This is a genomic window from Nocardia sp. NPDC057455 (genome assembly GCF_042802775.1).
Classification (GTDB): domain Bacteria; phylum Actinomycetota; class Actinomycetes; order Mycobacteriales; family Mycobacteriaceae; genus Nocardia.
The window spans coordinates 116,261-126,292 of sequence record NZ_JBHVDM010000008.1; the positions used below are offsets into that span (position 1 = coordinate 116,261).

At 68.1% G+C, this 10,032-nt stretch carries 12 protein-coding genes; 6 read left to right on the forward strand and 6 right to left on the reverse strand.

Translation table 11 applies throughout. The features are described 5' to 3' along the window. Positions 1 to 208 precede the first annotated feature (208 nt). The 5 genes from ACFU5M_RS05370 to ACFU5M_RS05390 form a co-directional block, all read right to left on the reverse strand. On the reverse strand, positions 209 to 949 hold the full coding sequence (locus ACFU5M_RS05370; protein WP_379044063.1) for an ESX secretion-associated protein EspG: 741 nt from the start codon (positions 947 to 949) through the stop codon (positions 209 to 211). Further along, entirely contained in the window at positions 946 to 2,139 is a 1,194-nt protein-coding gene (locus ACFU5M_RS05375; protein WP_379044066.1) for a hypothetical protein, read from the reverse strand. Before ACFU5M_RS05375 ends, ACFU5M_RS05370 begins: the two co-directional genes overlap by 4 nt. Positions 2,140 to 2,157: 18 nt before the next feature. After that, positions 2,158 to 2,739, reverse strand: a complete 582-nt coding sequence (locus tag ACFU5M_RS05380; RefSeq protein ID WP_379044069.1) for a DUF3558 domain-containing protein — start codon at positions 2,737 to 2,739, stop codon at positions 2,158 to 2,160. After that, positions 2,736 to 3,122 carry a hypothetical protein gene (locus ACFU5M_RS05385; protein WP_379044072.1) on the reverse strand — a complete coding sequence of 129 codons (387 nt, stop codon included), beginning with the start codon at positions 3,120 to 3,122 and terminating at the stop codon, positions 2,736 to 2,738. The genes ACFU5M_RS05380 and ACFU5M_RS05385 overlap by 4 nt, the downstream gene beginning before the upstream one ends. Before the next feature lie 199 nt (positions 3,123 to 3,321). Continuing rightward, positions 3,322 to 4,518 carry an FAD-dependent monooxygenase gene (locus ACFU5M_RS05390; RefSeq protein ID WP_379044075.1) on the reverse strand — a complete coding sequence of 399 codons (1,197 nt, stop codon included), beginning with the start codon at positions 4,516 to 4,518 and terminating at the stop codon, positions 3,322 to 3,324. Positions 4,519 to 4,628: 110 nt separating this feature from the next. Between ACFU5M_RS05390 and ACFU5M_RS05395 the strand changes: the two genes are divergently transcribed. Both ACFU5M_RS05395 and ACFU5M_RS05400 read left to right on the forward strand, forming a co-directional pair. After that, positions 4,629 to 5,345: a TetR/AcrR family transcriptional regulator gene (locus ACFU5M_RS05395; RefSeq protein ID WP_379044078.1), complete on the forward strand. Its 717-nt coding sequence runs from the start codon at positions 4,629 to 4,631 to the stop codon at positions 5,343 to 5,345. Between the two features lie 23 nt (positions 5,346 to 5,368). Beyond that, complete coding sequence (locus ACFU5M_RS05400) at positions 5,369 to 5,791, forward strand: limonene-1,2-epoxide hydrolase family protein (RefSeq protein WP_379044081.1); 423 nt, start codon at positions 5,369 to 5,371, stop codon at positions 5,789 to 5,791. A 7-nt stretch (positions 5,792 to 5,798) separates the two neighbouring features. Here ACFU5M_RS05400 and ACFU5M_RS05405 read toward each other — a convergent pair whose 3' ends face one another. Beyond that, on the reverse strand, positions 5,799 to 6,071 hold the full coding sequence (locus ACFU5M_RS05405) for a hypothetical protein (RefSeq protein ID WP_039800723.1): 273 nt from the start codon (positions 6,069 to 6,071) through the stop codon (positions 5,799 to 5,801). Positions 6,072 to 6,156: 85 nt separating this feature from the next. Here ACFU5M_RS05405 and ACFU5M_RS05410 point away from each other — a divergent pair, with 85 nt between their 5' ends. From ACFU5M_RS05410 to ACFU5M_RS05425, 4 genes are all read left to right on the forward strand, one after another. Further along, positions 6,157 to 6,525: a DUF488 domain-containing protein gene (locus ACFU5M_RS05410; RefSeq protein WP_379044085.1), complete on the forward strand. Its 369-nt coding sequence runs from the start codon at positions 6,157 to 6,159 to the stop codon at positions 6,523 to 6,525. Between the two features lie 266 nt (positions 6,526 to 6,791). After that, positions 6,792 to 8,177 (forward strand): PhoH family protein, encoded by a 1,386-nt coding sequence (locus ACFU5M_RS05415; RefSeq protein WP_379044088.1) that lies wholly within the window; start codon positions 6,792 to 6,794, stop codon positions 8,175 to 8,177. A 189-nt stretch (positions 8,178 to 8,366) separates the two neighbouring features. Next, complete coding sequence (locus ACFU5M_RS05420) at positions 8,367 to 8,957, forward strand: LGFP repeat-containing protein (protein ID WP_379044091.1); 591 nt, start codon at positions 8,367 to 8,369, stop codon at positions 8,955 to 8,957. A gap of 102 nt (positions 8,958 to 9,059) precedes the next feature. Next, on the forward strand, positions 9,060 to 9,917 hold the full coding sequence (locus tag ACFU5M_RS05425; protein ID WP_379044094.1) for an acyl-ACP desaturase: 858 nt from the start codon (positions 9,060 to 9,062) through the stop codon (positions 9,915 to 9,917). Positions 9,918 to 10,032: the final 115 nt, after the last annotated feature.

Consider the following 10,032-nt stretch of genomic DNA (forward strand, 5'->3'; position numbering starts at 1 on the left):
CGGCTCAGTGGCACCGCGGCAGAAAAGCCTCCCGTGGCGCACGACACCCTGGCCGACAGACTCGGGCAAACCGCGAGTGGCGCAACCTGGAGGCCCCTTCTCGGGAAATGCCGCGACCATGTGCCACTCGTCGCCGCTGAAGCCGATTTCCGGATCTCGCGGGGGTCGGGGCCGGGCTGGTGGGGGCGAGCGGGCGCGGCGATCTGTATTACCGGTCCATGCGCGCCTTGGCCCGCACGATCGACTCGTCCAGGTATCGGGTGATGTCGGCGCTGGTGCCGGGGCGGATCATCAGAGCGCGATTGGCGGGCACCTCGCAGTAGCGGCCGTCGGTCGTGTCGATCCAGCGGAGGCGGCCGGTGCGCAGCGGTTCGGCGTTGCGCGGGCCGATCAGCACGCTCGCGGCGCCGCGGGTGGTGCACGACTGCCGCCAGAAACGCCGGTAGCGTTCCTTGGCCTGACTGGCCGGCGCGTTTCCGAACACATCGGGGCGATCGTCGTTGAGATCGTCCAGCAGGAAGCTCTTCTCACCGACGGTTCCGGCCGGTGCGTCCGGCAGCAAGCGCACCAATTCGGTGGCGAGCTGGTCGGTTCGGTAGCGGCGCAGCCGGACTCGCCCGCCGTCCGAGGCCGGTGTTTGCACGGCGAGCACACCGGGTCCGGTGCGTGTCCCGCAGGCGACGGCGCGCAGTTCGATGCCCTCGCGCGTGTTGTCGTAACCGAACAGTTCGATGCGCCATTCGGGACCGGCAAGCGTTGTGATCGCGCTGCGCAGGGGTAGTCGCTCGTCCCGGTCCAGCTCGGCGCGGAACTGCCGTTGGTACTCCTGGTACTCGTGCAGACCGGGAAACCGGCTGGTGAACCGGAACGGGAACGGCAGGCGATCCAGCCCGGTGCCGAACCACGCCGCGGCGAACTGCTCGGCCGAAAGCGACCACTGCGCCGTCATTTCTCTCCCAGCGCGGGCGGCACGGTCGGTTGCACCTCGCCGAGCAGCTCCTTCGCGTGTTCCTCGGTGCGCAGGTACTTCGGCGACTTGTGCTCGTCGTCGTCCGTGCGCCTGCCGCGCAGCCCCGGTGGGACCATGCCCGAGTAGCCCGCGCCGCCAAGCGCTACCGGGCGTCCCGGCGCGGTGGACTGCGGATTCGCCGACGCCGGGGCAGTGGGTTGGGCGGGACGTGAAGTGCCCGACCGCGCCTCGTTGTCCGCGGCGCCGGGAGCTGCGGCCGCACCGGGCGGGCCCGGCCGGGCCGGTGTGCCGTTCGGTCTGCCGTCGAACGATGTGGGGACGACGGCGGCGGGTGTGCTGGCAAGCGGCGCCGGCGTGGCGGTGAACGGGGTGCCCGAGGTTGTTGTCGTCGGTGTGCTCGTGGTGGATACCGGCGTAGTGGTCGCCGTGTTCTGCTGCGAGACGGCCTGTGGCGCGGTCGTTTCCGAGGTGTTCGCTGCCGCCGGTTGCGTCGGCTCGTCCGTCGTGCCTTCCTCCTCCACGTCACCGGGCGACGCGGTGCCTTCGGACGAAGCCTCGTCGCGGGAGGAGGGGGTGTCGGTGGTGCGGGCACCATCTACCGGTGATGAGCCCACGTCGGGGTGCACAGCCGTACCGGCGCCCGCTTCGATCCCTGTCGGCGTCGTTGCGGCGGGACCGATGGGTGGCGGAAGCGTGGGAATGGCCGGAGCGGTGGCCCCGTACGGCTGGATGTACTGCGTATTCATCTCGTCGCGGGCCTGTTCCTCCCGCGAGTTGCGTTGTTCCGCATTCGCCGCGCCGGCCGAGGCGTCCACCAGTTCCGGCACCGACGATTTGAACTTGACCGCCGCGTCAGCCGCCGCCGACAGTGGCAGGCTCTGCGCGCCGAGGGCCTCGCCGAGTTCACCCACCCGTGCCGCGTAGTCCCGCACACCGCGCACCGCGCTGTCGGCCGCCGCGCCCTCCCAGTGTTGTTCCACCGCTGTCTTGATCGCGTTCTCGAATTGCTGTCCCGCGTCCGTCACCGCCGCCGCGATGGCCGACCACGCGGCGAACGCCCCGGCGAGCCCGGCCGGATTCATCGCGTCGGCGGCCTGCTTGATCTCCGCGTGCGAGAAACTGTGCGCGTTCTCCGGATTGGTGATCGCGCGGCCGTCGGTCTGTCTCATGATCGCTTCCCCCGGTGTTCAGCTGCCCGCGGGCAGCAATGGTGCGATTGCTCGGGCGATGTCGGTGGCGATATCGCAGGCGAGAAGGTTCTTGTTCGCCGCCGTCTGCGGAATATTCGTCAGGATGTAGAGCGAGCCGGACCCCATCTCGACATTGATCGTGCAGCCACCGGGTACGTCCGGACGGGCTTCATAGCGCACAGCTCTCCGATTCCCTGCCGGAATGTCCACGGCGGAGGGGTATTTGCTGCGAACCTGGTCGAGAGTGCCGTTGGTGGTCTCGACGACGAATCCGTATCCAGCCCGTGCGACGTAACGGCATCCCTTCCAGGAGGTGCTGCCTTGGCTGTCTTGTCTGGGTTCCGGGGGTCTCGAGTCCCACTGCCGCTCTGCGAGAAATTGGGGCGACAGCGCGGTACAGGGATCGAACGAGGACTGGGCATTCGCCCCTGGCGACGCGCTCGGGCCGGAATCGGTCGGGCCGCTGGTCGACGGCGCCGGTTCGCTCGGTGTCCTCTCGTCGCCGCATCCGGTGAGCAGGAAGAGACCTACCACTACGGCGAGGACCCCGGTTGCCCGACTGCCTGTGCCCACCCTCATACGCTGAGCTCCCGCATCGCCGCCGCGAATTCCGTATCGGTCCGAACGTAGCCATCGCGGATGGCTTGGAACATGGATCGGATTTCCTGCGCCGTGGAGATGTATTCGGTGAGCGTGTCGAATGCGTTGTTCGGGCCACCGAAAGCTTTCTCGCGGAACAGTCGCACCAACTCGACGGCGGAGGTCAGCTTCGAATTGTCCTCGCCCAGGCCCCAGTGCTCCCGCTCGCCGAGTTCGCGTGCGTCGGTTTGCGCTGCCACGAGCGCATCGATCAACTCCTGGCACGCCTGGTCGATCTCCACGAACCCTTGCGGGTCCATCCGCACGCGCAGTGCCCCGGTCTTCGCAGCTTCGATGTACCCGGGAAACGGGCTGTCCGCCATCGCCGTCCCTTCCGTCAGTGCCGTATGACCTTACAGACGCCTCACGCCGCACTCCGGTTCCATCGAAACACAACCGAATCCTCGGGGTGCTCCGTCGTGCCGCTCGTCGTCGTCGGCGCGAGGGTTCCCAACTGGGACGTTGTGCCGAACCCCGGTGGGCGCGGGCGGTTCGATCGCTGTCAAGGCCGCTGACGAGCGGTCAGCGTGCGTCGGCCGCGCCGATCAGCGCCGGATAGTCCTTCAGATCGATGTCGTTGGCGGCGTTGTCGCCGTATTTCGTCATCAGTGCGAACAGCCGGGAACCGAGGAACCAGTTGCGCATCTTGATGCCGCGCGCGGTCTTCGGCGCCAGGAAACGCCCGGCGTTGCTGTTGCCCGCGATCTTCGCGTAGCGCTTCATGATCTCGTCGTAACGGGCGAAGGCGACGGTGTGATCGCCGTCGGCCAAGACCAATTCGCCTGCGATGACGTATGCGCCGACCACGGCGAGCCCGGTGCCGAAGCCGCCGAGCGTGTTTCCGTATCCGGAGTCGCCGACCAGCGCGACACGTCCCTTGGTGTATCCGTCCGGCATGTGCACCTGGCTGATCGAGTCCAGGTAGAAGTCGTCGAATCCGGCCAGCTCGGCGAGCATTCGCGGCACTTCCCAGCCGACCTCGGCGTAGGTCTCCGCGAGGATGCGGCGCTGGGCCGCGCTGTCGTCCCTGGCGTAGTCGAGTTCGGGGGAGGCGAACATGTACATCTGCTGTGCCTTCGGGCCGCCGCTGATCGCGAGTCGTCCGGGAGCGTTGTGGCCGTGCGCGGTCACCCGCTCGCGCGGCCCGGTGGTCTTGCCGCTCCATGGGCCGGCGCCCGCGACGGCGTAGTAGTAACCCAGGTACTTCACGAAATCGCGCTCGGGGCCGAACGCCAAGCCGCGGACTCGCGAGTGGATGCCGTCGGCGCCGAATACGAGGTCGAAGGTGCGGGCGGGGGCGTGCTCGAACTCGACGTACACGCTGTCCGCGGTCTCGGTGAGCGCGGTGATCGAATCGCCGAACAGGTATTCGCAGTGGCCGGCGGTGCGCCGGTAGACGATCTCGGACAAGTCGCCCCGCAGGATCTCGACATCGCCGCCGGTGAAATCGCCCGACATCAGGGCCAGCCGGGTGCCCTGCTCATCCACGAACACCGTGTCGGTGGTGCCTGTCCTGCGGTGCTCGATGTCCTCCAGCATGCCCATTCGCTCCAGCACGGTGCGGTGGGTGCGGCCCTTGAAGTCGACCGCCTGACCCCCGGCGCGCAGCGCCGCGGCGCGCTCCACGACGGTGGCCGCGAACCCGTACCGGTGCAGCCAGTAGGCCAGCGCGGGTCCGGCGATGCCGGCGCCGGAGATGAGAACGGTGGTGTTGCGCATATGAACTCCCATCGGAATCTGCGTCCGACGGAAACTGTATCCGTTGGATGCGGATAAGCGTATGGTGGACACAGTTTCGCGTCAAGACGTTCTCCGGAAGGATTTCGGGCATGCCGACACCGACCACACTCGAATTGCTCTGGGGTACCGGTCAGCGCCCCAAGCGCGGCCCGAAACCAGCGCTGTCGCTGGAGCGGATCGTCGCGGAGGCCGTCGCGCTGGCCGACGCCGAAGGGCTGGCGAACCTGTCGATGCAGCGGCTGGCCGAGCGGCTGGGATTCACCAAGATGTCGCTGTACCGCTACGTGCCGGGCAAGGCCGAACTCGTCGCGCTGATGCTGGACACGGCGCTGGGCACGCCGCCGGAGATGAGCGCGGGGGCGGAGACGCCGGAGGACGCCTGGCGGGACCGGCTGGCCGCATGGTGCGAGACGATCTACGAACGCTTCCGCGCTCACCCCTGGTCGCTGGAGGCCTCGGTGGGTTTGCGGCCGATCGGCCCGAACGAACTGGCCTGGATGGAAGCCGCGCTCAGCGCGCTCGCCGGGACGGGGCTCACCACCGCCGAACGGCTGGACACCATCGTCCTGCTGACCGGGCACGCCCGCAGCCTGGCGCAGCAGGTGCGGGTGGTCGACGCCGACGAGTTCGAGAAACAGATCGCGGGCCAGTTCGCCGAGATGGTGGCCGCCGCGGCCGAACGATACCCGGCCGCGGCCGCCGCTTTCGCCGAGGAAGGTGCGGTCGCGGGCGGGGCGGGGGCGCTGAGATTCGGCATCGCGCGCATTCTGGACGGACTGGCCGTGCTCATCGCGCGCCGCGGGTGACCGGCGCGGCCTACGCTCGGACCATGACCGACGAACTCGACCTGAAACAGGACTCGATCACCACCGTGCGGGAGTTCTTCGCCGCGCTGGAGATGCGCGCCGCCGAGGAGGCGATCGACCTGCTGCACCCGGACATCGTCTGGAAGAACACTTCGTTGCCCGACGTGCGAGGCATCCGGCGGGTCGGCGGGGTGCTGCGCGGCCTACGCCGCGACTGGCTCGGCTTCGGAGTGGACCTGCATTACATCGCCGCCGACGGCGACGTGGTGCTCACCGACCGCACCGACTACTTGCGCTTCGGGCCGGTGCGCGTCGGTTTCTGGGTGACCGGCACGTTCGAACTGCGCGACGGCCGAATCATCTTGTGGCACGACCACTTCAGCTGGGAGAACCTCCTGCGCGGCACCGTCGCGGGCCTCTGGCGCGCAGCGCTGACCCGCGGCTGACCCACCCTCAGGAGTGCTGCGCCAAGTAGTCCAGGTAGACCGGCCGCAACACCTCGGCGACCGCGCCGTCGCCCGCGTGGACGTAGTCGTCGAGCATGGGCAGCACATACTTGATGTCCGCCTCGCTCTCCCCTACATTGCCCGCGGCGGCCTCCGCGGCCGGAATCGACGTGAGCAGCCGCCACAGGAACTTCACATCACCGCGTCGCACGGCGAGCTTCATCGCCCGGTCGTGCAGTTCCTTGGACGACAGCTTCTCCAAATCCTCGTTACCGGACATACCAGCGACTCTATCCGCCGAATCGGCCGACAGCGACGGCGTGGCGCATCCCGGAGCCGTCCGGGCTCGTGCTGCGATGACCGCTATGCCTCCGCAACCGCAGCCCGGCTTCCGCATCAAGCGCGTCTACGACAGCCCCTACCCGGACGACGGCACCCGGGTACTGGTCGATCGGCTCTGGCCGCGCGGTATCACCAAAGCGCAAGCGCGGGTCGATCGCTGGCCCAAGGAGCTCACCCCGTCCACCGAGTTGCGGCGCTGGTTCCACGCCGACCGGGACGCGCGGGCCGCGGAATTCGCCCGCCGCTACCGTGCCGAGCTCGCTGCGTCGAAGGTTCAACAAGATTTGCGGGATTTGCGGGCCCTGGCCGCTGAAGGTCCGGTCACATTGCTCACGGCCGTACAGGATCCGGCGCACAGCCATGTTCCGGTGTTGCTCGACGTGTTGCGGTGACCACCCCCGACGTGCTGGTTTACGACAAATTCACGGACACGCCTCCCGGTCCCTGAGCGCGGACATGGTAATGGGAGGTAGCGTCGGGTGTGCGGGCCGCGGCGGTGTGGCTCGTACGGGAGGTCCTGACCGTGACTGAGCAACTCAGTACGAGGGGGCCGGTACCCGGCCCTCGTGGCACCTGACGGCAACGTCGGGTCCATCAGGACGGACCGGTCCAGCGAGATCGTTCGTGCGACTGCCGCGCGAACACAGAGGAGCCCACCGTGACTGCTGCACGCTCCGTTTCCGCTCCCTCGGCGAACTCCAGCTCCGCGAAAGGCGGAGCCGCCGCGAAGGGGGCCCGCCCCTCGCATTCAGCCGGCAAAACCTTCGTCATCGACACGTCCGTCCTGCTGTCGGATCCCTGGTCCTACACGCGGTTCGGGGAACACGACGTGGTATTACCCCTGGTGGTCATCAGTGAACTCGAAGCCAAACGGCACCATCACGAACTGGGCTGGTTCGCGCGAGAAGCCCTGCGCAATCTGGACGATCTGCGCCTGCAGTACGGCAGGCTGGATCAGCAGGTGCCGATCGGCGCCGAGGGCGGAACGTTGCAGGTGGAACTGAACCACACCGATCCCGCGGTCCTTCCGGTCGGCTTCCGCACCGACACCAACGACTCCCGGATCCTCGCCTGTGCGCTCAACCTCGCGGCCGAGGGCCGCGAAGTGGTGTTGGTGTCCAAGGACATCCCGCTGCGGGTGAAGGCCAGTGCGGTGGGCTTGCACGCCGACGAGTATCACGCCCAGGACGTGGTGACCTCCGGCTGGTCCGGCATGGTGGAACTCGATGTCAGCACGGCGCGCATCGATCAGCTGTACGCCGAATCGGTGATCGATCTGGACGAAGCGCGAGAGCTGCCTTGCCACACCGGCATTCGGTTGCTCGGCGTCAGCTCCAGTGCGCTGGGCCGGGTCACGCCGGACAAGCGGGTGCAATTGGTGCGCGAGCGCGAGGCGTTCGGCTTGCACGGCCGTTCCGCCGAGCAGCGCATCGCGCTGGACCTGCTGCTGGACGAGAGCGTCGGCATCGTCTCGCTGGGTGGCCGAGCGGGTACCGGCAAGTCGGCGCTGGCGTTGACCGCGGGCCTGGAGGCGGTGCTGGAACGGCGGACACAGCGCAAGGTGGTCGTCTTCCGTCCGCTCTACGCGGTGGGCGGCCAGGAACTGGGCTATCTGCCCGGCACCGAGAGCGAGAAGATGGGCCCGTGGGCCCAGGCGGTCTTCGACACGCTCGACGGGCTGGCCAGCCGTGAGGTGATGGAGGAGGTGCTCGGCCGCGACATGCTGGAGGTGTTGCCGTTGACCCACATTCGCGGGCGGTCGTTGCACGACTCCTTCGTGATCGTGGACGAAGCCCAGTCGCTGGAGCGGAATGTGCTGCTCACGGTGCTCAGCCGCCTGGGGACCGGCTCGCGGGTGGTACTCACCCACGACGTGGCCCAGCGCGACAACCTGCGTGTCGGCAGGCACGACGGTGTCGCGGCGGTGGTCGAGAAGCTCAAGGGGCACCCGCTTTTCGCGCACATCACGCTGACCCGTAGCGAGCGCTCGCCGATCGCGGCGCTGGTCACCGAGATGCTGGAGGAGTACGGTCCCAACTCCTGATCTCGCACGGCCGTCCAACGCTGTGTTTCACGGCATATCCGGTGGGTATCATCCGCCGCGATAGCTGTTCGGTATGACCCGGTGACCGCCCGTCGGCCACCGGGTCATTGCCTGACAATCGGCCGAGGCTACGCGCGGTGCCGTCACGGAGTCCGTGGTGTGCCGGTAGCCCACAGCGAGAGGATGGACATGCACCACTTCGCTCGACGAACGGCTGGATTCACCGCAGTGCTCGCCGTGGCAGGGCTGGTCGTGGCCGGCTGCGGCGACGATGACGACAAAGGCGACGGCGCCAAGACCGGTATGGCCAGTATGACCGGAATGGTCACCTCGGCTCTGAGTCCCGGAACCAGCGCGGAGGCCACCACCACACGCACCCAGGAAAGCGCGCCGACCACAACGGGCACGGCCGCCGCCGAGGGAACCAAGATCGCCACGCCCGGCGGTGAGATCAGCGTCGACGGCGACATCTACGAGAAGTATGCGCAGCTCGGCGGCCCCACCGGCACGCTCGGTGTCCCGCTGGAAGCGGAGGAGAAGGGTCCCGAGGACGGGGAGTACCAGGACTTCACGGGCGGCACGATCTACGAGCCGAAGGACGGGGAACCGCACGTCGTCTGGGGTGAGATCCGCAAAGCGTGGGAAGAGAACGGCGGCGCCCAGGGGCAGCTCGGCTACCCGGTCAGCGACGAGAAGGACATCCCCGGTGGCAAGCAGAGCGACTTCAGCGGCGGCACCATCACCTGGGTGAACGGTAGTATCACCGTCACGCTCAAGTAGGAAACCAGACGGACGGCGTCCGGGATCGCGGTGCGGTCCCGGACGCCTGTGAATCCCATCCATCCGCCCCCGCTCTGCGGGCCAAGCCGCTAGGTTATCTCGGTGCAAACTCTCCTGACCGATCGCGAATTGCTCGAATCGCTCGCGGTGGACGTAGAACTGCTGCTGCGTAAGCACATCGATGTCGCCGACGGGTGGCAGCCACACGACCTCGTTCCATGGGACGACGGCCGCAACTTCGCCTTCCTCGGCGGTTCCGACTGGACGCCGGAACAGTCCGAGCTCAGCGAAACCGCCAAGCTGGCGCTGACCGTCTCGGTGCTGATCGCCGACAACCTGCCGTCCTACCACCGCGAGATCGGCAAGTACCTGCGCACCGGCGCGTGGTGGCGCTGGGTCGGCCGCTGGACGGCCGAGGAGAACCGCCACGAGATCACCATCCGCAACTACCTCATGGTGACCAGGGCCGTCGACCCGGTCGAACTGGAGCGGTTGCGCATGGAGCACATGACCAAGGGCTTCCGCCGCCCGGCGATGCACTTGCTCGACGTGCTGGCGAACTGCGCGTTCGAGGAGGCCGCCAGCGCGATCCGGCATCGCAACACCGCGGCGCTCGGGGAGAACCCCCTGGTCACCGCCATTTCCGAGCGCATCGCGCTGGACGACGAACTGCAGTCGGTGTTCTTCGCCGACGTGGTCGCCGCCGCGCTGGATCGAGTGCCCGATCAGACCGTGCGGGCCATCGCCGACCGGGTCGCCGGTTTCGAGGTGCCCACGGTGACGCTGCCGGACGGCCGCAGCAGCGACGAGGTGCTCGCCGAGGCGGGCGTCTACGACCGCGCCAAGGAGGATGAGCTGGTCTTCGCCCCGTTGCTGCGGCGATGGAACATTTTCACCCGCACCGACTTCGGCCCGGACGGCGAGCTGGCGCGCGACGAGCTCTCGCGCCTGCGCGACTGACCCGCCGTCATCGGAGCACGGGCGCGCTCCCTACCGTGTCTCGCGGTCGGGTAGCCCGGTCGGAGTTCGAGACGTTCCAGTTGAACGCCACCTCGGCAACCTCTCGGTTTCCGAG

Excerpts from the sequence above, each read along its gene's own strand:
- ACFU5M_RS05370 (WP_379044063.1), bottom strand. The coding sequence starts at position 949 with ATGACGGCGCAGTGGTCGCTTTCGGCCGAGCAGTTCGCCGCGGCGTGG.
- ACFU5M_RS05375 (WP_379044066.1), bottom strand. The coding sequence starts at position 2,139 with ATGAGACAGACCGACGGCCGCGCGATCACCAATCCGGAGAACGCGCAC.
- ACFU5M_RS05380 (WP_379044069.1), bottom strand. The coding sequence starts at position 2,739 with ATGAGGGTGGGCACAGGCAGTCGGGCAACCGGGGTCCTCGCCGTAGTG.
- ACFU5M_RS05385 (WP_379044072.1), bottom strand. The coding sequence starts at position 3,122 with ATGGCGGACAGCCCGTTTCCCGGGTACATCGAAGCTGCGAAGACCGGG.
- ACFU5M_RS05390 (WP_379044075.1), bottom strand. The coding sequence starts at position 4,518 with ATGCGCAACACCACCGTTCTCATCTCCGGCGCCGGCATCGCCGGACCC.
- ACFU5M_RS05395 (WP_379044078.1), top strand. The coding sequence starts at position 4,629 with ATGCCGACACCGACCACACTCGAATTGCTCTGGGGTACCGGTCAGCGC.
- ACFU5M_RS05400 (WP_379044081.1), top strand. The coding sequence starts at position 5,369 with ATGACCGACGAACTCGACCTGAAACAGGACTCGATCACCACCGTGCGG.
- ACFU5M_RS05405 (WP_039800723.1), bottom strand. The coding sequence starts at position 6,071 with ATGTCCGGTAACGAGGATTTGGAGAAGCTGTCGTCCAAGGAACTGCAC.
- ACFU5M_RS05410 (WP_379044085.1), top strand. The coding sequence starts at position 6,157 with ATGCCTCCGCAACCGCAGCCCGGCTTCCGCATCAAGCGCGTCTACGAC.
- ACFU5M_RS05420 (WP_379044091.1), top strand. The coding sequence starts at position 8,367 with ATGCACCACTTCGCTCGACGAACGGCTGGATTCACCGCAGTGCTCGCC.